At 47.9% G+C, this 22,410-nt stretch carries 21 protein-coding genes; 13 read left to right on the top strand and 8 right to left on the bottom strand.

The window, feature by feature from the left end; all coding sequences use genetic code 11:
• The first annotated feature begins 49 nt into the window (after window positions 1–49).
• The 3 genes from FTO70_RS08195 to FTO70_RS08185 all read left to right on the top strand — a co-directional run bounded on the left by FTO70_RS08195 (window position 50) and on the right by FTO70_RS08185 (window position 2,129).
• Window positions 50–571, top strand: coding sequence for an ArsR family transcriptional regulator (locus tag FTO70_RS08195; protein ID WP_255335253.1), 522 nt, complete (start codon window positions 50–52; stop codon window positions 569–571).
• The gene (locus FTO70_RS08190; RefSeq protein WP_255335279.1) at window positions 571–1,359 is read left to right on the top strand and encodes a MarR family transcriptional regulator; all 789 of its coding nucleotides are present in this window, start codon (window positions 571–573) and stop codon (window positions 1,357–1,359) included. The genes FTO70_RS08195 and FTO70_RS08190 overlap by 1 nt, the downstream gene beginning before the upstream one ends.
• Window positions 1,360–1,559: 200 nt before the next feature.
• A complete protein-coding gene (locus tag FTO70_RS08185; RefSeq protein ID WP_255335252.1) occupies window positions 1,560–2,129 on the top strand; it encodes a metallophosphoesterase in 570 nt (189 codons plus the stop codon).
• A 183-nt stretch (window positions 2,130–2,312) separates the two neighbouring features.
• Here the strand turns inward: FTO70_RS08185 and FTO70_RS08180 are convergent, their stop codons facing one another.
• The 4 genes from FTO70_RS08180 to FTO70_RS08165 form a co-directional block, all read right to left on the bottom strand.
• Window positions 2,313–2,534, bottom strand: coding sequence for a hypothetical protein (locus FTO70_RS08180; protein ID WP_255335278.1), 222 nt, complete (start codon window positions 2,532–2,534; stop codon window positions 2,313–2,315).
• A 669-nt stretch (window positions 2,535–3,203) separates the two neighbouring features.
• Window positions 3,204–3,773, bottom strand: coding sequence for an RPA family protein (locus tag FTO70_RS08175; protein ID WP_255335251.1), 570 nt, complete (start codon window positions 3,771–3,773; stop codon window positions 3,204–3,206).
• Window position 3,774: 1 nt separating this feature from the next.
• A complete protein-coding gene (locus FTO70_RS08170) occupies window positions 3,775–5,031 on the bottom strand; it encodes a replication protein A (RefSeq protein WP_255335250.1) in 1,257 nt (418 codons plus the stop codon).
• A 384-nt stretch (window positions 5,032–5,415) separates the two neighbouring features.
• Window positions 5,416–7,254: a cation:proton antiporter gene (locus FTO70_RS08165; RefSeq protein WP_255335249.1), complete on the bottom strand. Its 1,839-nt coding sequence runs from the start codon at window positions 7,252–7,254 to the stop codon at window positions 5,416–5,418.
• Between the two features lie 403 nt (window positions 7,255–7,657).
• On the opposite strand from FTO70_RS08165, the gene FTO70_RS08160 reads away from it, so the two are divergent.
• From FTO70_RS08160 to glmU (FTO70_RS08135), 6 genes are all read left to right on the top strand, one after another.
• Window positions 7,658–7,942 (top strand): DUF427 domain-containing protein, encoded by a 285-nt coding sequence (locus FTO70_RS08160; RefSeq protein ID WP_255335248.1) that lies wholly within the window; start codon window positions 7,658–7,660, stop codon window positions 7,940–7,942.
• Between the two features lie 129 nt (window positions 7,943–8,071).
• Window positions 8,072–9,019, top strand: coding sequence for a calcium/sodium antiporter (locus tag FTO70_RS08155; protein ID WP_255335247.1), 948 nt, complete (start codon window positions 8,072–8,074; stop codon window positions 9,017–9,019).
• Window positions 9,020–9,168: 149 nt separating this feature from the next.
• A complete protein-coding gene (gene glmU / locus FTO70_RS08150) occupies window positions 9,169–10,386 on the top strand; it encodes a bifunctional sugar-1-phosphate nucleotidylyltransferase/acetyltransferase (protein WP_255335246.1) in 1,218 nt (405 codons plus the stop codon).
• Between the two features lie 19 nt (window positions 10,387–10,405).
• Complete coding sequence (glmS, locus tag FTO70_RS08145; protein WP_255335245.1) at window positions 10,406–12,259, top strand: glutamine--fructose-6-phosphate transaminase (isomerizing); 1,854 nt, start codon at window positions 10,406–10,408, stop codon at window positions 12,257–12,259.
• A gap of 227 nt (window positions 12,260–12,486) precedes the next feature.
• A complete protein-coding gene (gene glmM, locus FTO70_RS08140; RefSeq protein WP_255335277.1) occupies window positions 12,487–13,791 on the top strand; it encodes a phosphoglucosamine mutase in 1,305 nt (434 codons plus the stop codon).
• Window positions 13,788–14,981: a bifunctional sugar-1-phosphate nucleotidylyltransferase/acetyltransferase gene (gene glmU, locus FTO70_RS08135; RefSeq protein WP_255335244.1), complete on the top strand. Its 1,194-nt coding sequence runs from the start codon at window positions 13,788–13,790 to the stop codon at window positions 14,979–14,981. The genes glmM and glmU (FTO70_RS08135) overlap by 4 nt, the downstream gene beginning before the upstream one ends.
• A gap of 294 nt (window positions 14,982–15,275) precedes the next feature.
• Here the strand turns inward: glmU (FTO70_RS08135) and FTO70_RS08130 are convergent, their stop codons facing one another.
• From FTO70_RS08130 to FTO70_RS08120, 3 genes are all read right to left on the bottom strand, one after another.
• A complete protein-coding gene (locus FTO70_RS08130) occupies window positions 15,276–15,809 on the bottom strand; it encodes a hypothetical protein (protein WP_255335243.1) in 534 nt (177 codons plus the stop codon).
• A 198-nt stretch (window positions 15,810–16,007) separates the two neighbouring features.
• Entirely contained in the window at window positions 16,008–16,460 is a 453-nt protein-coding gene (locus FTO70_RS08125; protein ID WP_255335242.1) for a hypothetical protein, read from the bottom strand.
• Window positions 16,461–16,695: 235 nt separating this feature from the next.
• Window positions 16,696–16,884: a hypothetical protein gene (locus FTO70_RS08120; RefSeq protein ID WP_255335241.1), complete on the bottom strand. Its 189-nt coding sequence runs from the start codon at window positions 16,882–16,884 to the stop codon at window positions 16,696–16,698.
• A 480-nt stretch (window positions 16,885–17,364) separates the two neighbouring features.
• Between FTO70_RS08120 and FTO70_RS08115 the strand changes: the two genes are divergently transcribed.
• Complete coding sequence (locus tag FTO70_RS08115; RefSeq protein WP_255335240.1) at window positions 17,365–18,483, top strand: AAA family ATPase; 1,119 nt, start codon at window positions 17,365–17,367, stop codon at window positions 18,481–18,483.
• Between the two features lie 395 nt (window positions 18,484–18,878).
• A complete protein-coding gene (locus FTO70_RS08110; protein WP_255335239.1) occupies window positions 18,879–19,139 on the top strand; it encodes a hypothetical protein in 261 nt (86 codons plus the stop codon).
• Between the two features lie 325 nt (window positions 19,140–19,464).
• Here FTO70_RS08110 and rnz read toward each other — a convergent pair whose 3' ends face one another.
• On the bottom strand, window positions 19,465–20,382 hold the full coding sequence (gene rnz / locus FTO70_RS08105; protein WP_255335238.1) for a ribonuclease Z: 918 nt from the start codon (window positions 20,380–20,382) through the stop codon (window positions 19,465–19,467).
• Window positions 20,383–20,643: 261 nt separating this feature from the next.
• On the opposite strand from rnz, the gene cobA reads away from it, so the two are divergent.
• Together cobA and FTO70_RS08095 are read left to right on the top strand one after the other, a co-directional pair.
• The gene (gene cobA, locus FTO70_RS08100; RefSeq protein ID WP_255335237.1) at window positions 20,644–21,411 is read left to right on the top strand and encodes a uroporphyrinogen-III C-methyltransferase; all 768 of its coding nucleotides are present in this window, start codon (window positions 20,644–20,646) and stop codon (window positions 21,409–21,411) included.
• Window positions 21,412–21,436: 25 nt separating this feature from the next.
• Window positions 21,437–22,237, top strand: coding sequence for a uroporphyrinogen-III synthase (locus tag FTO70_RS08095; protein ID WP_255335236.1), 801 nt, complete (start codon window positions 21,437–21,439; stop codon window positions 22,235–22,237).
• Window positions 22,238–22,410 lie beyond the last annotated feature (173 nt).

Genomic DNA, 22,410 nt, shown 5'->3' with positions numbered 1-22,410 from the left:
TTATTATATCTGAAAGCTTATAGTGTTAGGCGAGAAGGAGAGGAAATAAATGGGTAAACGAACTCGAATAATTAACGATCCTTCCTATTTAGTACCATTACTCAGAACTTTTGGGTCCAGGACTCATAAAAAGATTTTTGATGCGCTTGCAAACAAATGGATGACAAGAGTAGAAATTGATGAGTTCATGGGTACGGATTCATCAAAAAGCCTCCACATCCTGAAAAAAGCGGGGCTTCTTGAAAGCCAGTGGAGAGTTCCCGAGGCAGGGCAGAAACCCTCAAAGGAGTACCATACATCTTATTCCAAGGTGCAGGTTAACTTCCAGTGTTCCTTTGAAGACCTTAGCGACGTCATAATGCTGACCTTCAAGCCATACGAAGAGGTCAAAGACGCCATTGAGGAACTGGAAAGGCTGGTAGAAGAAGGCAACACCTCCATGAGCAACCTGACCAGGACCCTTAACAAGAACCCATTCTACATCTGCGCTGTTGCACGCAGGTCCGAAAGGCTTTCTGTAATGGGCCAGAGATTAAAATTAATCGAAGATGTTGAGGAGAATTACGAGTGATGATTAAAATCCTCCAGACAAAGAGTGGAGTTACGAAGTTTCAGGTCCTGATCGAGGTCGCAGCCCACCAGCCAAACGTGAGGCAAAAGGAAATTGCCGCCAAGATAGGCATAACCCCCCAGGCGGTTTCCGAATACATAAAAGAACTTGTGGCTGACGGACTGATTGTCACCGAGGGCCGGGTCCGGTACAGGATAACAAAAGAAGGTGTTGAATGGGTCCTTGAAAACGCCGGAGAACTGAAGCGGTATGCCCGCTTTGTCATGGAGGACATAATCAGCCATGTCTCAACCTGGACTGCCATTGCACGAGAGGAACTCAAGGAAGGGCAGCAGGTCTACCTGAAAATGGAAAGCGGACTCCTTTATGTAAGCAGCACTGAAAAGACCGGGGCCTCAGGCACCGTAATATCCGATGCGGGCTTAGGAGACGACGTAGGAGTAACCAGCCTCAGGGGCCTTATTGACCTTGAAAATGCAACCATAGCAGTCTGCAAAGTCCCCCGGATTGAACGGGGAGGGTCAAGAAAAGTGGACCTTGAGCGCCTGAAGTCACTCGCAAGCTCAAAACCCTATATCGCAGCAATCGGTGTTGAGGCGCTTATTGCCCTCCGCAAGATAGGTATAACCCCAAACGTCATGTTCGGGACAAACGAATCCGTAATTGAGGCGGCATACCACGGGCTTTCGTCCCTCGTCGTTTCCGTGGACGAGCAGGTGTCTGCACTTCTCAACCGGTTAGAAACCGAGAACCTGGAATACGAACTCGTGGACCTTACCCTTGAATGAGTCCACCTGAGTTTAAATTCCTCGCACACTGGTTCTGAACCCACCGGTTCGGGACCTTAACTTTTCTTTATTTTCACCTATTTTGCGTTCAGATCTTCAACTTACAGCCAGATCTTCAACTTACAGCCAGGTTTTTAAATTTACGTCCATATTTTTATCCTGAAAACGCATATGGTATCGCAGAATTATGAGGATTTACCATGAAGCTTATAGCACTTTCCGACACTCACCTGAAGACAGGCAAAATCCCTCCCCAGCTTCAAACGATCCTTGAAGCCTGTGACCTGATCATCCACGCAGGTGACTTCAGCACGGTAGAGGCTTATGAGGCCTTCAAGGCTACAGGCAAATTGAAAGCCGTATACGGGAACGCAGATGCTTTCGAAATCAGGCAGCGCCTTCCGGAAAGGCTGAAATTCGAAGTAGAGGGAGTAAAAATAGGAGTTATCCACGAAGGCGGACTTTCAATTATGGACACAACGGCCCAGGGTTACCTTGCAAAGGAAATGGAAGTCGATGTCCTGATTTTCGGGCATCTCCACCGCCCCCTTATAGAAAAAAAGGATGTTATGCTGATCTGCCCGGGCTCCCCGACGAAACCCAGGATGTCGAATCCGAGTGTTGTAGAGCTTATTATAGAAAAAGGGGTAGTAACCGGCAGGATACTCACGCTGGAAGGAGATCTTTGCGGGTACATGCAGTTCCGGGATGCCCTTAAAGAACGTGAGAAAGAAAAGGGAAAAATAAAGGAAGAAGAACAAAATTCCTGAACCTGCAACGCATCATTAAAGAAACTTGCAGTGTGTCTCGTTAATGAATTGCTGATAGCCTGAACTATGCCCCAATAAACTTATTTTTAGCGAACACCACTTTTTCCAGAGGCCGCTTCCCGGTTTTTGGAATATATATTTGTTTTATGAACCTTTCCGGGAAACGTTATCTCAAGTAAAGGATCACATGGTCTCAAGCTTGAACAGTACACCGGTGCCCTGAAGGCTGAGGTAAACCTTATCCCCGAATTCGAGAATCTTCTCGACGCCAACGCTGCCGTTCCAGTTATATACGAAGTCATAGCTTCCCTGCATGGGTTCGAAACCCAGGGACATCAGCCTCCGGTTGATCTCCGAAGGGCGCACTCCTTCACTGTTGAACCAGACCAGAAGATAGGTTTTCACAGGAATCATCTCACGTGTATATTTAATTTATACAGAGCTTAACTCGTTTAATACATACAATTATTTGTTTTATACGATATAAAACTCATTAACAGGCATCCATCCTTAACAGGAATTCATCCATTATTCTTTTTCTAACATGTTTCGTTTACTTATCAAGATTTTGGATTTTAACGGCCCATGAACGGGACGGTAGTTCCTTATTAAACAGTTGATATTATTACAGGATCTCCGAAAATGACACCTCATCACTTTTTCCTGCACGGAATCGGTTGTAGTGGCCTGCCAACCAGGAAATAAAATAACAACGTCCTACCCTATATTTCTTGTAAAAAAATTAAGACAGCCTCTAAGAGAAACTGAATACTATAGAGAAATACCCCCTCTGACCCCGAAAACCTTTTTTTCAGTCTAAATAGTATAAAGTGTCCCCCGCCAGCTTGCCTGGTGACGCCTTTCCAAAAATAAATTAAAAAGAGACCTGAAAACGAGCATTTTGCAGGTAGCATTTGTTTCTTTTGTATTTGCACCGTTTCACGGATTTTCGGCAAGGTTTACTTTTTAAATATTGCTTGCCCCATTCATAAAAAAATAAGTGAGTAAATTAGCTTCAACCTTCGAGAGTCAAAAAGAGGAAAAAGGGCTTTTTTAGCCCTAAAAACCTCGAACTTATACATTTTCCCTGAGGGACTCAAGAGCTTTCTGAACCATTGAGCGGTAGAAAGCCGAATCCGTGGTGTAGTGCTCCTTTGCAAGTTTTGCGTTTGGTTCTTCCTGCTTCTCAAACGCATTTATCCTTTCAAGGGTCTGTTTTGCAGTGTCAAGCACCCAGAGGTCCCTGGTCAGTTCGTCCACCGGCTGAATGGACTCGGGGCGGATTGAAGTCAGGACGTTTCCGTCATCCGTGGTGTAGGTGCTGGTCTTGCCCACAACAGCCACAAAAGCAGGGAGTTCGCACTCAGCAAGGAACTGAGCAGCTTCGGGCTGGTACTGGCCTGCGTAGACCAGGAAAGAACCCGTCGGGTCGGAGACCCTCCCTCTCCAGTATTCGGAATCCGTGCCTATGTCCTCCTTTTCGATAAGGGTACCGACAAGGAAAATGCGGTTCACTTTTGCCCCGGTTGGGGTCAGGAGGTACTGCGGAGCGTACTGGTCGCTTTCGTCCCTTGATGTAAGGTTCGAGTCCTTCAGTTCCTGGGCAAAGACCCTGCGGGCCACTTCCCTGAAAAAGCCTGCCATTTTACTCCACCCCCAGGTCAACAAGCATTTCCTCAAGCAGTTCCCCGTCCAGGGAAACCCTCGGAGCAATCGACTCCACAAGGATGTAGCGGTCGAGTTTGTGCCCGGTGACGGTGTAGTACCTGCCGACAAGTTCGTGCTTCAACCTGTCCAGCACAACCCCGGGATCCAGGGCATCTGCGGCCATTGCTATGGCACTGTCCAGGGAAATGCCCGCAAGCTCTTCGGTAAGTTCCCTGTTAATCAGAGCGTCCTGGGTGCTGGTCCCGGAGTCCATGACTGCTTTTATCCTGAGGTCGTATTCGCCCTTTACCTTCCCGTGTTCGGCACAGGCACCTTTCACAAGGGCCCGCTTGCACTCCGGGCAGCGTTTGATAAGGCCTGAACCGGTCTGGATGTCCACCAACGCTCCGAAATATGTGAACGTGGATGTCCCGACTTCGATGTCTTCGTCGAGCTCTTCTATGGAACTTGCCCTGTTGAGCTTGACCTGGAACCTGCCGTTCCATTCGTTTACCACGATGTTTTTCAGGAGGTAACTCTTGCCTTCTTCCATATCAGGAAGTTCGGAACTTGCCCAGTTCGTGAATTTAATGACCCCTGTCTCGTCCCCGATAAGCCCGGCCTGCTCGATTGCCTCGTGGGAATTTTCCCATAGCTGTACAATCTTACCCCGGATTGTGGCCCACTGGTTATCTTCCTTAAGGTCGGCAATGTTCATGAGTTCGGACTCCCTTGCAGCCGGTGTGAAATCTCCCCCTGCGACATCCACTGCTTCGGCAAGTTTTTCCACGGAACTCGTCCTGTTGAGCTTGACCTGGAACTTGCCGTTGTATTCGTCTATAACTATGTTCCTGAGAAGGTAGCTCTCCCCCTGTTCAAGGTCCGGGAGTTCGGTGTTCTGCCATTTAGTGAACTTGATAATTCCGGTCTCATCCCCAAGCAGCCCTACCTGGGAAATAGACTCATGAGTGTTCTCCCAGAGCTGGATGACCTTTACCTTCATATTTGCCCACTGCCCGTTTTCCAGAATGTCCGTAATCTTGGTGAGCTGAGGCTCGGCCTGCCGTGCGTAAAATTCATTTTTGGGAATTGAATATTTCTTCAAAAAGTAGTTAGTTACGCTTCTCTGGGCTTCGTTGGAAGGCACTTTGAATTTTGTAATCAGTTCGTCGAGTCTGCTTTCGATGTCCTCTTCAGGCACATCGATGCCAAGCTTTAAAAACCGGTCTTTAATGGATTCTGCAGTTTGTTTCATATTCCTACCTCAAACCTCTTGGTTGTTTTAGTCTTATAGAGAGGCATTCTAAGGTACTACGGCAGAAGATATAAAGCTGAGGAGTGGGGTGAAAGTATTCAGCCTTATTTTTGGTCGGCCAATATTCACTTCCGGCTCATTTCCATATTTCAGAAAGGAGCCTGCCCCTATTCTCCGGCTTAATCCCTGCTCCGAAACCAATATTACATTAGTGTAATTTCCATATAGTAAAGGAAATACTTAAACTTAATTACACAAGTTATACAAATATATATTCGAAATTAGTTTTAGAATATCATATTAGACTAAGTATTGTCGAAGCTTGGGTATTTTAAGAAACTCCTAATGATATTGAGATATTGAAAGATTTATTTGTGCAGGCGATTATTTGTGAAGGATGTCAGCAGCCTGTTTTCCGGAATCTCCTTCCCCTATAACCGTCACGATATCGCCATATTCCAGTACGAGGCTGCCGTGGGCTATGATGGATTCATTGCCCCGCTGTACCATGACCAGGAGGCTTTTTTCCGGAAAATGGATCTCTTTTACGGCTTTTCCCACAACCTTCGGATTCGTGACCTTGACTTCCATAATGTCGCCTCCGCCCCCAACTTCACACATGGAGAAGAGGTGAGGCCTTCCGATCATGTTGTCTATTACCACTGCCGTGGTCATTGCCGGGCTCATGGCGCGAATTCCCAGGTCCCAGAAAGCCTGCAAATTCTCGATGTCGTTAACCCTGGCAACGAGCTGGTCTCCTCTGAACCCGAAGCTGGCTTTTGCAATCTGGCAGAAGAGCAGGTTCGTGTTGTCCTTGTTGGTGGTAGCAACAACATACTTGGCATTTTCAATCCCGGCTTTTTTCAGGACATTGACATCGCCCGCATCGCCCTGCACGGTCCGGATTCCGAGTTCCATGCATTTTTTGCAGTTTTCTTCAGAGATGTCCACAACCACAACATTTTCACCTCTCCGGTCAAAGCGTTCGGCAAGAATTCTGCCTACTTTCCCACCGCCAATAATAAGGATTTCCATAGGAATTACCTCCAGTATCTGCGCGACTCTTTTTGAAAGGCCCCCGGTAAGGAGAACTGTGATAATAACCGTAAGGAAGACCAGGCCCACCAGGGTCTGCCCTCCGTAAATGCCCATTGCGTCCAGTTTGATTGCGAAATATGTCGCAACGGAAGTTGGGACAACTCCCCTGGGCCCCACGAAAGAAATGAAGAGCTTCTCATTCGTGCGGAGCTTCGAATTCCACATCGAGACAAAGACCGCAATCGGGCGGACAAGCACGATCATGAGCAGGACAAGGACAATCCCGCCTACCCCGATCCTCTGGATATCCTCAAACCTCAGCATTGCCGCAAGGAGGATGAAAATAAGGGAGAGCATCACAGTTACGATGTCGCCTTTGAACTCCTTGATCGTTTCTTTGTAGGGGAACTCCGAAGTCCCGATTATAATCCCGAAAACCGCAACCGCCAGGATCCCGGACTCGTTGCCCAGGAATTCGGAAAGTACGAAACAGGCAAAGACCGAGGTCAGGGTCACAAGCCTTGCGGTCTGCTTGCTGATTACTGTGCCCCGGGTAAAGAACCAGCGCAGAGATAGCCCGCTTAAGCCTCCTGTAAAGAGCCCGATTCCCAGCCTGTACAGGATAAAAACTACCGCATCCGTCCCGGAAAGTTCTGCTGCGACCCATTCAAAGACCATAGCTGCCAGGATCACACTTGCCGCATCGTTCAGGACTCCTTCAAGTTCCAGGATCTTGCCTACCTTATGGCAGACCTGGATGTTCCTGACTATGGGCCCTATCACCGTAGGCCCTGTAGCCGTGATAAGTGCCCCGAAAAGGGCGGCAATCTGGAGGGGGACATCTATCAGGATGCTGGTCAGCACTGTTATCCCGAGGAAAGTTATGAGTACCCCGATTGTGGTCAACTTCATCACACTTTCCTGGACACCCCTCAGGTGCTTCAGGTCAATGTGCAGCCCCCCGTCAAAGACAATCACAGCTACGGAGATTGCCACTATGGCACTGAGCCCCTGGATGTAGATTGCAGGGTTTAGCAGGTTCAGGACTTCAGGCCCTGCTATGATTCCTTCAATCAACAGGAAGATAATGAAAGGGATCTGGAAATAACGGCTGAGGGCCTGTGCCACGAGGGACATGACGAGCACGGCAACCACCAGCCCCAGCAGAAAGATCGGATCAACCATGAGTTTCCCTGTAAATGACGCGTTTCCTTATTAAAAATCTTTAGTGAACCTTCCCCTCAATTGAAGCATAAAATGAGCTGGAAGAGGCACTATCTAAAAAACATACAAAGAAGGATATTGCTGTGCATACAAAATAAATCCTTGCATGCATACAATGACCTGCATTTATTGTTTTGTGTACTGTATTACATAGTTTTTATATAAATCTGACTCACTGCCCACCCCCTCAGCCTGCGGTTTCCAGAAAGCGTGTTCATTTCAGGAAAAAATCCGCAACTTTGGAAAAATATTACATTTCCTGGAAGAAGTTGCAATTTTTTATGGGAACAGATAGATATTTTATAATGCCGGGTAATTTATTTATCAAATAATAACCAGAGAACTGTTTTTGGGAGTGGAAAGGATGGCAAAAGCAACATGGAAAGGAAAGGTACTTGCAGAGAGCAGCGAAACGAAAATCATGGAAGGGAATGTCTATTTCCCGCCCGAGTCCGTAAAAAGGGAATACCTTAAAGAGAGTGAAACCCACACGACATGCCCCTGGAAGGGAAAAGCCTGCTACTATGATGTTGTGGTGGAAGGAGAAGTCAATAACGATGCTGCCTGGTATTACCCCGATCCCAGTCCTGCGGCAAAGGAAATCAAGAATTACGTGGCTTTCTGGAGAGGGGTTGGGATAGAAGCGTAAACTACTTTTTCATTTTAAGAACCACATTTTAAATTTTATTATAAGTAAAATAGGGAAGATTTTTCGCATAGATGAGAGAAAAAATACCAGGCGATTGAGTTATATTCTTTGCCGCTGTTAAGAGGGGCCATGGACTTGCTTCTTATCTTTCTTTTCCTGCTGAGCCTGGCAATGATAAGCAAAGGCTCGGACTGGTTTATAGAAGCCGCAGTAGCCATCTCGAACAAAAGCGGAATCCCCAAAATGATCATAGGGGCAACTATTGTCAGTTTTGCAACTACTGCCCCGGAATTTGCCGTTTCCGCAACAGCGGCTTATATCGGGCACACCGACATGACAATAGGAAATGCGGTAGGCTCTGCCATCTGTAACACCGGGCTCATTCTGGGCTCTATTATAGCCGTAAAGGCAATCCCCGTGCAGGACGACACCTTCCTCCTAAAAAGCGGGCTGATGCTTTTCTCAGGGATAATCCTGGTCCTCGTCAGCCGGGATGGGAATGTAAACGGGCTTGACGGGCTTTTGCTACTGCTTGTCTTCTTTGCATTCCTCTTCCATGCCTCAAAGACCCAGTACAAACTTTTCGGGAATGAAAAAAACGGAAGAGAACGCCTCAAAATAACGGAGATGAAAAAAGACATAGCCGTTTTCATCCTGGGCGCCCTTTCGGTAGTCATTGGAAGCAGGATCCTGGTAGACTCAGGAATTAAGATTGCCGAATGGCTGGGCGTCCCTGAAGTGATCATAGCCCTGACAATGGTTGCGGTCGGGACCTCCCTCCCCGAACTTGCAACGGCAATCGCCTCCCTCAAGAAAGGGCACCAGGACCTCTCCATCGGAAACATCCTCGGGGCAAATACCATGGACATTGCCATGATCCTCGGAGCCTCATCCCAGATCCGGGTACTGCCTGTTTCGGAGCAGCTTGCAGGATACGATTTCCCCTTCATGCTCCTGATTATGCTTGCACTTATAGGTTTCGGGCTTACGGGAAAAAAACTGGCGAGATGGGAGGGGGGCCTCATTCTGGGAGCTTACCTTGCATATGTGGCCGGGCTCTTTGTCCTGTACGGATAAAAGTTACTCATAAAGCCCCCCCATAACTTTTTTAAACGATAGGGGAGGATACCTTTTGCCGTATACGTCCCAAATGTCACATATACTGTTTTCAGGCCCCGGAAACTTTTGAAGGCAACGTATAAATTCTAAAAAAGGTTCTTTTACTTATGAAAGCCATCATCCTTGCAGCGGGAGAGGGGCTGCGCTGCAGGCCTCTTACCCTTACTCGTTCTAAAGTGATGCTCCCTGTTGCGAACAGGCCTATTCTGGAGCATGTCATAACTTCGCTTGAAAAAAACGGGGTCACAGAGATCATACTTGTCGTGGGGTACGAAAAAGAACGCATAATGGACTATTTTGAAGACGGGCTGAATTTCGGGGTAAACATAAAATATGTGGAACAAAAAGCCCAGCTGGGAACTGCCCACGCGGTCAAACAGGCAAAGAAATTTATTGGCCTGGAAGATTCCGAATTCCTGGTCCTTAACGGGGACAACCTTATAGAGGCACAGACCATCGCCGACCTCCTTATGAATCATGAGGGAGACGCAAGCATCCTCACCGTAAAAATGGGAGAAACTTCAGGCTACGGGGTAGTCCTTAAAGAAGGAAAGAAAGTAACCAGGATCCTGGAAAAGAGGCCGGGAGACGTGAGCCATATTGTAAACACCGGGATTTACATCTTTACACCCCAGGTCTTCGAAACCATAGAAAAGACGCCCATATCCGAAAACGGGGAGTATGCAATAACTGATACCATCCAGCTTATGATCAACGAAGGAAAAACGGTTACTGCCGTCCCTACCGAGTCAAAATGGCTGGATGCAATCCATGCCTGGGACCTCCTTAAAGCAAATTCCATAGTTTTAAACGCTGCCAGAGACCTGCAGCTGGAAGGAAAACTGGAAGAAGGAGTGATAATCAGGGGCAAGGTGGCAGTCGGGAAAAACACAAAAATCCGGACCGGGACCTACATTGTGGGACCTGTCATAATAGGGGAAAACTGTGACATCGGGCCCAACGTTGTTATCCTGCCCTCCACGACCATAGGAGACAACGTATCTATAAGGTCTTTTACAGAAATCGAAAACAGCATCATAATGAATGACTGCAGGATTTCGTCCCATGGGAAAATTCCGAATTCCATAATGGGGAGCAACAATACCCTTGGAACGGGCTTCTTTGTTGAAGAAAAAGAAGACCTGGAAATCAACATAAACGGCGCCATTCACTACGCCCCGAAACTGGGGACAATTCTCGGGGACGACAACCAGATAGGGTGCAGGGTACTTGTTAAAGCGGGGATAATGATAGCTGTGGACTGCCAGGTTGAATCAGGAAACACAATATACAGGGACCTTCCCCGCAATTCGGTAGTCCTTTGAGGGGAGAGGAGGATAAAAAATGTGCGGAATTGTAGGGTATGCAGGGAAAAGCCTTGCAGCACCGGTTCTTATCGATTCTCTTAAAAAACTCGAGTACCGCGGGTATGACTCCGCAGGCATCACCGTGCTTGGAAGCGGGATTGAGACTTATAAATCCGTAGGAAAAATTGTAAACCTTGAAGCCGAAATCCCTAAAAAGCTAGGAGGAAACGTCGGGATAGGGCACACCCGCTGGGCAACCCACGGAAGGCCAAGTACGGAAAATGCCCACCCGCACAACTCGGGCAAGCCGGGAAAACTATCCATTGTCCATAACGGGATCATCGAGAATTACCTGGCTTTGAAGGAACAGCTGATAGAGGAGGGGTACGAATTCAAATCCGAGACCGATACCGAAGTGATCGTTCACCTCCTCCACAAACACATTTACGGAAAACCTGAAGGAAACGAAGTAAAATGCGGGCTTCTGGATGGGCTCAGGGAAGCCTTAAAAGAGATCGAAGGGTCCTACGCGGTTGCAACCGTTTCCTCCGACGAGCCGGGAAAGCTTGTAGTCGCCAAAAAAGACAGCCCCCTTGTTATAGGGATTGGAAATGGAGAAAACTTTGCTGCATCGGACGTAACAGCTTTTCTTGCCCACACCAGAGACGTTATCTTCGTAGACGACTTTGAAACAGCCGTCCTCAGCCCGGAAGGGGTGGAGGTCTTTAACCGGGAAGGAGATCTCCTGAATAAAACGGTCGAAAAGATAGAATGGGACTTCGAAGCTGCGGAAAAAGCCGGATACGAGCATTTCATGCTTAAAGAAATCCATGAACAGGTAAGCGCCATCCACAGCACCCTTTCAGGCAAGGTATCAGAGCTTGAAGGGGCCATATACCTCGAAGAGCTGACCCTGGGTGATGACGAGATCCGGAAGCTTTCCAGGGTGCAGATCCTTGCCTGCGGAACCTCCTGGCATGCCGGACTCCTGGGAAAGTACCTTATCGAACAGATTGCAGGAATTCACTGTGATATTGACATATGTTCGGAATACAGGTACAGAAACCCGGTTATGGAGGGGGGGACTCTTGCCATTGCGATCACCCAGTCAGGAGAAACCGCAGATACCCTGGCAGCCGTCCGGGAGATCAGGTCATATAACTGCCCGACCCTTGCGATCACAAATGTCGTAGGAAGCACCATTACAAGGGAAACCGACAGTGTCCTTTACACCCGCGCAGGGCCGGAAATCGGAGTCGCAGCTACCAAGACCTTCAGCACCCAGCTTACCCTTCTTTACCTCCTTGCCGTAAAATTCTCCCTTGTAAGGGGCAGGTCCAGCCCGGACTACGTCAAAAATTTCATAACGGAACTCAGGAAAATCCCGGGCCAGATCCAGCAGGTCCTCAACCAGAAAGAAATAATAAAAGAATGTGCAGAAAATTTTGCCGGGGCAAAGAACTACTTCTTCCTGGGCAGGCACCTGAACTACCCGATTGCCCTGGAAGGGGCTCTGAAACTCAAAGAAATTTCTTATGTCCATGCTGAAGGCTTTGCCGCAGGTGAACTCAAGCACGGGCCAATAGCACTCCTCGCTGAAGGGACCCCGGTAGTTGCCATTGCCACAAGGGGGCAAACGTATGAGAAGATGCTAAGCAACATAAAAGAAGTGAAAGCAAGGGACGCCACGGTTATTGCAGTGGCCGACAGCAAGGACACAGAGATCGGGAAATATGCGGACGTGGTTCTAAGGGTCCCCCCGAGCGATGAGCTGCTAGCCCCTCTGCTGAGCGTTGTGGTGCTCCAGCTGCTTGCCTACTACACCGCTCTTGCCCTGGACTGCTCGATCGATAAGCCACGAAACCTTGCAAAGAGCGTCACAGTGGAGTGATTAGAAAGAATTAAAATTTCAATAAAAAGTCAAATAAGGAAGTCAAATAAGGAAGTCAAATAAGGAAGTCAAATAAGGAAGTCAAATAAGGAAGTCAAATAAAGAAATTAATTGATTAAGTAAAATAAGGAAGTTAAGTAAGCAAGCCATAGGTATTTGGATCTGCCATGGAAACGCCATAAAGGAGAAGAAACCACCGAATTTGCGGAAATGTTGGAGTGGGAAATATGAAACTCTTCGGATCTTCAGGAATTAGAGGTGTAGCAAATAAAGAAATCACTGCCGAACTTGCCCTAAAGGTAGGGCTTGTGGTAGGAAGCGGAAAAAAAACCGCAGTAATCGGGAGGGACCCGAGAGTTGCAGCCCCAATGATCGAACATTCCCTAATTGCAGGGCTGACTTCGGCCGGCTGCGAGGTAACACGGATAGGGCTTGTGACCACTCCCACCCTTGCATATGCCGCAAGGGATTACGACTGCGGGGTGATGGTCACTGCATCCCATAACCCCTCTGAGCATGTAGGGATCAAGCTCTGGAACCCGGATGGAATGGCGTTTGACTCGGCCCAGCAGGAAGAAATCGAGGCAGCAATAGAGAATGGCAGCTTTCCCCTCGCTTCCTGGGACCGGATAGGGAGGGTTTTGGAAAACGGAAATGCCGTCAGGGCCCATATGGAAATGATAAAAAAACTCGTGGGAAACTCCAGGCTGCGAGTTGTGGTTGACTGCGGCTGCGGAGCCGGAGGGACCATTACCCCTTACCTTTTACAGGAACTCGGGTGCGAGGTAATAACGCTTAATGCCCAGCCTGACGGGCACTTCCCGGCCAGGAACCCCGAGCCCAATGAAGAAAACCTTTCCATGCTCAGGAAAGCCGTTGTGAGTTTCGGAGCAGCTCTCGGGATTGCCCATGACGGAGATGCCGACCGGATGATGGCCGTTGACGAGAAAGGCAGCTTTGTTTCCGGGGACGAAATGCTTGCAATCTTCGGGCGCTTCGAATGCGGAGGGCGGGGAGGAACCGTTGTAGTGCCCGTGGACACCTCCATGATGGTAGATGATTCCCTGCAGGGCTCAGAAATCCTGAGGACCAGGGTGGGGGACGTCTACGTGGCAGAAGGCATCAAGAAAAGCGGGGCCGTGTATGGGGGCGAACCTTCAGGGAGCTGGATTTTCCCCCGCATCTCTTACTGCCCGGACGGGATCTACGCTGCAGCAAAGCTGGTTGAGATCGTGCAGGAAAAGCCGCTGAGCAAACTCAGGGAAGAGCTGCCCTGCTACGCCACGAAAAGAGGAGCCCTGCCCTGTGCAAACGAAAAGAAAGCCGAACTCATGGAGAAGGTGAAGGCAAAGCTTGAACCCATGGGAAAAGTCCTTGATATTGACGGCATCCGCGTTGACCTGGAAGGCGGCTGGGTGCTTGTCCGTCCCTCGGGCACCGAAGCAAAGGTGAGGGTCACCGCAGAGGCCCGGGAAAACGTGGACGAGATCTTTAAAATGGCTGAAAAAGTGGTAAAGGAGGCACTTACATGAAAGCGGTTGTCCTTGTAGCAGGCAAAGGAACACGGATGGAACCCCTGACTTCCGACTACCCGAAAGTCATGCTCCCGGTTGCAAACAAACCCATCCTGGAGCATATCCTTAACGCAGCTGTGGAGGCAGGAGTTGACGGCTTTGTCTTCATTACGGGCTATCTGGAAAGGAAGATCCGGGAATACTTCGGGAACGGGAGCAAATGGGGCGTCAGTATCGACTATGTGCGCCAGGAAAAACAGCGGGGGACAGCCGATGCCATAGGCCATGCCCGGGGGCATGTCAAGGGAGCATTCCTCGTACTCAACGGAGACATGCTGATCGGGGCAGATGACCTTAAAAACCTGCTTGCAAGGGAAGAAGAAGCTGTAATCTGCGTAAAAGAAGTGGATAACCCCTCGGACTTCGGGGTACTTGAAACCGAAGGAGAAAAAGTCGTAAAGATTATAGAAAAACCGAGAGTTCCCCCCACAAACCTTGCAAATGCCGGGATCTACCTCTTCCGGGAATCAATCTTCGGCTTCATAGAAAAGACCCGGGTTTCTGAGCGGGGAGAACTTGAGATCACGGATTCCATCCAGATGATGATAGACAGCGGGGCAGCTGTGGGGTACAGGCCCCTGGAATCAGAATGGATTGACATAGGTTACCCCTGGGACCTTCTGAAGGCAAATGAATATCTCCTCAAAGACCTGAAGGGCCGGTGCGAAGGCACTGTGGAGCCGCATTCTATAATAAAAGGGGAAGTTGTGATAGGAAAAGGTTCCCTTATCCGGAGCGGGTCCTATATCGAAGGGCCGGTGGTTATCGGGGAAAACTGCGATATCGGGCCGAACTGCTTTATCCGCCCTTCAACGTCAATCGGGACCCATGTAAGGGTCGGAAATGCCGTGGAAATCAAGAACACGATTGTCATGGACGACACCCACGTGGGGCACCTGAGTTACGTCGGAGACAGTGTCATAGGGCATCACTGCAACTTCGGGGCCGGCACGAAAGTAGCAAACCTCCGCCATGATGGGAAAAACATCAAAATCATGGTCAAAGGCAGGGTGGTGGACACGGGCCGGAGAAAGGTCGGAGTGATCATGGGAGACGACGTACACACCGGAATCAACACCAGCATAAACACCGGTGTGGTAATGGAAAAAGGAAGGTATACCTATCCGGGGGAATTCGTCAGGCATTAAAATGCCCGGACGCAAATCCCGGTTCTTATTTTTCAATCAAAGTTGCGCTGGCGCACCCCGCTGCAAGCAACGGGGTATGTTCGCGCCACCGCTGAAAATTCCGTAAAAGAAGACAATAGACCTAACACGGTTTAGTTCGAGCAGAAGTTAACAAACAAAAAATGGATTTGAGAAAGCGCATATCATCAACGGTTTTCGGGGAAGTGTCCATCCCCGCAGCAAGCTGCGGGGTATTCGGCTGAAATAAAGAATTTCCAATTAAAGAGCATAAAAAACCTGGAAAGTTCCGGGTTTTCAGGAGTAAAGCTGTTTTATTGCCCAGAGAACGGTACGTCTAAAGAAGCCTTTACATTCGACATCCAGGTCGCCTTCGTTCATGCTCTTTACGGCTTCCCTGAGAGGGTCATCCGAGTCAAGGACCTTCCTTACCGTCTGCTCATCGGTTTCTACGATTATTGTAGGCCCGAACTTCGAATTGGGATCATTTTCAGTTTCGTAGCTGTAAAACTCCCCTACTTTTCCCCCTCTCATGATTGCAGTCGCATAGAGCATCGTGCCGTTTTCCAGTTTAATCCTGAGAGCAATTTCCTCACTGGCCACCAGCCTCTTAAAAAGCATGGGGACTTCATCGAAGTTCTCGTTGTAAAGTTCGGCTTTTTCACTCAATTCCGTGAAAAGGTCATTTTCCCCGCCTGCAGGATTATCGTCTGCCTTAAAGAGTTCAGCTTCCTTTATGTCTCCTGCCTCAGATGAGGCTCCTGCAATCGGGAGAAGCAAAAGGACAATTAGCAAGAAACCAAGAACCATACTTTTACTATGAAGAACCATGCTTGAAAATAAGGTATGGGGGTATAAAAACATTCTCAGACACACCGATCTCGGAAGGGAAGGAAAGGGGAAAAAGTGGAAGAAATGAAGCAATGTAGAAGCAAGTAGGAGAAGGGAAGTAAAAAACGGAAGAAAAGAGAAGAGGAAAATAAAAGTAAATGAGAGAGTGAAATCGGCAGGAAAAAGCACCTGCCAGATTCACATAAAAAGGTTCCCAAGCCCTACTTTCATTGCCCAGAGCATCAGGCTCTGGAGAAAGCCTGCATCTTCAACTACCACTTTCCCGGATTTCAGGGCATCGCTGAACTTCTGGACAGGGGAAGAGGAATCAATTATGGAGCGAACCGTTGCTTCGTCACTCCTGACTGTTATGGTCGGCTCATTTCCGTCGGGGCTCTCAAGCTTTTCAAATTCGATAAACTCTGCAGATTCAGTTACTCCCCAGGCGTACAGTTCCCCGCCGTCTTCAAGAGTTATGACGAAAAGGATCTCCTCATCCCCTACAAGGCTCTTAAGAAAACCGGGGGCAAGGTTGAGGTTCTGGTTGTAGACCTCGATATTGGAATCTATCAGGTCGAACAGGTCCGAAGCCGGGTCTCCCCCTTCGGCAGGAGATCCGTCTCCAGCCGGCAATTCTTCAGCTGCTGCCATAAGCGGTACCATAAGCAATGAGAAAACAACAAGCAAGACAACAAAACAATTCCTGATCTGAGAAGACATAAATATAAAATGCACAGGATGCTATAAAAATTATGAGGTAGTAAAACGAAGGATCTATGAATTTCAGTACTTAACTGATGCAAGAAAAAAAGTGAAAAAAATTAAAAAAATCGAAACCTAAAAATAAAAAGGCATTCAATGGAACAATTTAGGCCCGTCAGGAGTGTCAGAGTTTGAGAGAAGGTCTGAACACTTCTGAGCAGTATTTGTCAAAGACCTGGTCTTCGATCTGTTCACAGATTTTTTTGTAGTTTTTGTTCTTCGGATCGTGCTTACTTATAATTTTTTTGACTTCAGCGTTCATCTTATCAAGAGTTTTCTGGTCAAAACCTTCCGTGTTCTCCATAGTAAACATAAAAATCATACTCTAGAATTACATTATATTAATACGTTAGAATTTTATATTATTGTACCAAATATATTATTCTTTGCTTTGGATCAGTCATATGATTAAGTTTTATTGATAAAACCCTTACAGGAGGATTATTATCCTGCCTGTGAAACAGCAATTCAAATATATGACCCTCTTATTTTCTTAATCATATATAATATTTTACATTAGTCTTATATCCAGCAGGACATATACCTTTCTATTAGAATATCTGGATATATAACTGTTACCTGAAATACGCGGACAGTTATGCCTGAAAGTTATGTCTGATAGTGGTGCCTTGAAGGAACCGGGACAATAGGGTATTTTAAGATCAGAATGCCCTTAAGGTCCCCGGAAAAATGAGGCTTCTTCGGAAAAACATCCAAATTGCTTTATAGGGTTAATTTTATTAGCTCTTCAAGTCACTAATAGTTATAGAAAAGCATTCGAGTTGATAACAAAGTGCGACCAGTCTCCCAGAGAGTGAATACAAAAAAGACTCATGAAAATAACGTTGAGGGTGGGAAATCCACCGCCGAACTTCTTATCCTGAAGCCGGAAGGGTATCCACTGAGCGGCATGATGGAGGAGTACCCTGTAATTGAAAACAGGGACGTTTTTGAATTCTACGCCCGGGAACAGTGGAACGGGTACATTGCCCGCAAGGGAGATTACCTCTTTGACAGGAGGATGTTTCCGGACTTTGCCTACCGCATCATCGATGTGGAACCTGCCGAATCAGTAATAGGGACATCGACCTCGATAATTGTAACCGAGGAAGAAAGCAACCTCCTCTCTTCGGGTGAGATCAAGAGAAACATAAACTTCGAAGACGTGGTCGGACAGGAACTTGCCAAGCAAAAGTGCAGGCTTATAGAACGCTTCTTAGAAGAGCCCGAACGTTTCGGGAAATGGGCACCGAGAAATGTCCTCTTCTTCGGGCCCTCGGGAACCGGCAAGACCATGCTTGCAAAAGCCCTTGCAAACAAGACCGACGTACCGATTATCCCTGTTAAGGCTACCCAGCTGATAGGGGAATACGTAGGAGACGGGGCCCGCCAGATCCACCAGCTCTACGACCGGGCAGAAGAAGTGGCTCCCTGCATAATTTTCATTGATGAACTGGACGCCATAGCCCTGGACAGAAGGTTCCAGGAACTGAGGGGAGACGTAAGCGAAATCGTAAACGCCCTCCTGACCGAGATGGACGGGATCGTGGAACGCGAAGGGGTCTGCACAATAGGCTCCACAAACAGGATCCACACCCTGGACTCTGCTGTTCGGAGCAGGTTTGAAGAAGAGATCGAATTTGTCCTTCCGGGAGAAGAAGAAGCCCTCAGGATCTTCGAATCCAACATAAAAACCTTCCCGCTGCCTGTAAAGGACTGTGATTTCAAAGCCCTGGCAAAGAAAGTAAAAGGGCTTTCTGGCAGGGACCTCGTGGAAAAAATCCTGAAAACCGCCCTGCACCAGGTGATTATCGAAGACCGGGAAGTTGTCACGGGAGAGGATTTCGAAAAAGCCCTCGCAAGACTCGGCAAGAAAGATCCGGTCCTTGATCCTTCAAGGATGTATGTGTGAACTGCAAAGAGGAGACGCGCAACTTTTATGCGCGAGCCTTTTCTTTGCATTTTTCCTGATTTTTTGATATTTTCCTGTCTTTTCCTGATTATTTGCTCTTTTTTCTGCCCTTTTGTACTTTTCTACCTTTTTTTCTTTTCTCTGCCTTTTTGCTTTTCTTCCAGCCGGTCTTTTAACCTACTCTTCTCACTTATCTTCTTCCATCCCTCAACCCGGTTCTTTCCGCACAGTTTACATTTAAATATTTTAGTAACTTAAAGTGCCGCAACCCGGGAACAGAATTTTCCTGAGGTTCTGGGAATAGTTTTATCTATAAAAATCATTATTCTCTATCAGGAGTGAGATTTGAATAAGGTCTCAACCGAAATGTAAAAAGAGCTTTTGAAGGGATCTGCATGAATGAAATACGTGAAATCGACCGGTTTGAATGTGTGGTTGTAAATGTTATCAAGAACCTGATCTGGAAAGGTATCACAGTCGAAGAGAAAGATACAGGAGGCCGGGTGTATTTCGGAAGGGTTAACGGCGAACTCGAAATCAAGGAAGGAGATGCCCTCTACCTTGGAGTCAGGCCGACCTATGATATTGAAGACAAGACGATGAAAGTAACCCTCTACGATGCCGCAGACAACAAACTGGACTGGACCCTGGTCTGAACCTTAAAAGCCTGAATCTCATAAAAAAACTTAATTTATTATCCGGCTTAATTTATTATTTATACTAACCTTTTCTTGCAGATCGATTTTGGGTCGAGGCCCCTTATCGGATCCTTTTTTTCAGTCCGTTTTGTTCTCGGTCTTTTTGAGTTATTTTTTCCAGTCTTTTTTGAGTTATTTTATTCAGTCTTTTTTAAGCCCCGCTTTCAACCCGTTCACTAAGAGGATATTTTAAAAGACTTACATTAAAATATTTGCCTTAAAAAGCCTGCTTTTCGGACGTTCATTTCCGGAAATTCATTCCCAAACATTCTTTCCTAGAAATTCACTCCGGCCTGTGGGGGATTTCAAGCTCCATAAGGTCTTCTGCAACAATAACATTTTCAAATATCTTTTTTGAATCGTTCATTATAGGGGCCGCATCTTCGGAGTAGCGAGAACTTATGTGGGTCAGGACCAGCTGCCGCACCCCGGCCTCTTTTGCGAGGGCTGCAGCTTCCCCGGCTGTGGAGTGCCTGGACTCATCCGCCCAGTCCGCCATCTCGTCGGCAAAGCTGCCATCATGGACAAGCAGGTCGGCATCCTTGCTGGCTTCGAGCACGGCTTTGCAGGGCCTGGTATCTCCCGTGTAGACAATGGTCCGGCCTGGCCTCGGGGCGCCCATAACGTCTTCAGGCTTAACTGCTCGGCCTTCTACTTCGACAGAGTTTCCTTTTTGCAGCTTTGCAAAGAGAGGGCCGGGGGGCACCCCAAGTTCGACTGCTCGCTCCCGGTTGAAACGCCCGGGCCGGGGATTTTCCACAAGGGCATAGCCCAGGCTCGGAACGCTGTGTTCGGTTTTGAAGGCACGGACCACATATTCCTCTTCTTTTAGAATATCTCCGGGTTTCAGGTCCACGCCCCGGATTTCATACTTCAGGTTAAAGTAGCCAAGTGCCTTGAAAAGCTCCGTGAATTCCCGGGTCCCCACCGGGCCGTAGATCATAAGCGGCTCTTTTCTGCCCATAAAAGACATTGTCTGGATAAGCCCCGGAATTCCAAGGAAGTGGTCCGCGTGGAAATGGCTGATAAAAATCGAGGACAAGCTCATCATCCCTGTCTTTGCCCGCATCATCTGCTGCTGGGTGCCTTCCCCACAGTCGAACAGGAGGAGTTCCCCTTTTCGGTTGACCATCACTGCGGAAGGGTTCCTGTTGCGAGTCGGGAGAGAGCCTCCCGTACCGAGAAAAGTTATGCGAAGCATGGTGAACTCACTAATTACTTTCAGGTGTATTTATTAATTACCACTGGCTTTATGAACATTTTTTTCAGAGTTTATCCGGATTTCCACAGTTTTCAAGAACGTGTTTTCAAGGTTCAATCTGCCGGGAAATTTATATAAGTGTCGATATATATAAATTGTTTGATAATACGACACAAAGACGGCATACTATTTATTATAAAAGCTCTTTAAACCCTACAGACTTTAAAGAACCAAAAAGAAAGATAAAGGAATCAGCATCACATGTCAGGAAATTACGGAAAAGTATACCTTGTGGGTTCCGGACCCGGAGACCCCGAACTCCTCACCCTGAAAGCCCGCAGGCTGATTGACAGCGCGGAAGTCATCGTCTATGACCAGCTCCCTGGAAAAGCGATCCTTAACTCCATGCCTGAAAGTGCGGAAAAAATCGATGTCGGAAAATATGCAGGCAACCACACAATGACCCAGCCCGAAATCAATGAGGTTCTTGTGCAAAAAGCAAAGGAAGGCAAAATGGTTGTCCGGCTGAAAGGAGGAGACCCCTACGTATTCGGGCGGGGAGGCGAAGAAGCCGAGGTGCTTGTAGCAGAAGGCATCGAATTTGAAATCGTACCTGGAATTACTTCTGCAATCGCAGTGCCTGCTTACGCGGGAATTCCCGTAACCCACAGGGAAAGCACTTCCATGGTCACCTTCATAACCGGGCACGAAGACCCCACAAAGCAGGAAAGCGGGCTTGACTGGGCGACCCTGGCAAAGTTTGAGGGGACCCTTGTTATTTTTATGGGTGTGAAGATGCTCAGGCGGAATACCCGGGAGCTCATGAAATACGGCAAGGACCCGAAAACCCCTGTTGCGGTCATAGAGAGAGGGACCCGGCCTGACCAGCGGGTTACAGTGGGCACCCTTGAAAGCATCGCTGACCTTGCAGAAGAGAGAAAAGTAAAAGCTCCTGCTATCACGGTTATAGGGGAAGTGGTCCACCTGCACGAGGTCCTCGGAGAACAGCTTACCGGAGCGGATTTTTAAACCGGAATTAAAGGGGAATAAGGGTATGACAAAAACAAACGAGGCAAAAATGCCGGTCCTTGCAATCATGAGGCCGGAAAGTTACAGGGAAAAGTCCGAAGCCCTTGCCAGGGCTTACGGCTTTGAGCCCTTCTATGCCCCCATGATAAGGCTTGAGGGCCTGAAGGACGAAGGCTTCGAGCCATTTGTGCAGAGGGTCATAGAAGGCGTTTCGGACTATGTGATATTCACCAGCGCAAACGGGATCACTTTCACCCTGAACAAGCTTTCAGAAAGCGAAAAGGAAAGCTTTGTCGAGGCCCTGAAAAAGACAAGGGTAATTGCTATCGGCCCTAACACGGAAAAAGAGCTTGTAAAAATAGGGATTGAAAAACCCTTCCTGCCCGGGGACTACAGTTCCGAAGGAATTGTAAGAGACCTCTGCCCGGAAGTTAAGGGGAAAACCGTGGACCTTGCAAGGAGCGAATTCGGGGCAAAACTGCTCATCGAGGGCCTGAAAGAGTGCGGAGCTACGGTTTACGAAACTCATGTCTACACCCTCACCATCCCCGAAGGAAAAACCCAGAAAGAGCTTATAGAACGCTCCCTCGCAGGGGAAATCGCAGCTTTTGCCTTTACGAGCTCGATGATGATAAGGGGCTTCATGAAGCATGCGGAACTGGCCGGGGCAGAAGAAGAGATAAAAGAGGTCCTGAGAAAGGCCCTTGTAGGCGCCATAGGGACCCCTACGGCAAAAACCCTGGAAAACTATGGAGTCAGTGCAGACGCGGTCCCCGAAGAGTTCACTTTCGAAGCCCTGCTTGCAGTCCTGAAAAGCAAGCTATGAAAAGCAAGCTATGAAAAGCAAGCTATGAAAAGCGAGCTAGAAAAGCAAGCTATGAAAAGCAAGCTATGAAAAGCTGGCCCTGATAAAAATCCGGGTTGGGGTTAAAAAGTCCACATCATAAAAACCGGTTAAAAAAAGAACATTTTAAATTTCAGAAAACAACGTTATTCTGA

Origin of the sequence: Methanosarcina sp. KYL-1 (assembly GCF_024372725.1) — an archaeon.
Classification (GTDB): Archaea; Halobacteriota; Methanosarcinia; order Methanosarcinales; family Methanosarcinaceae; genus Methanosarcina.
Note: the sequence above shows the minus strand (reverse complement) of the source record. Positions and strands in the feature narration are given on the sequence as shown.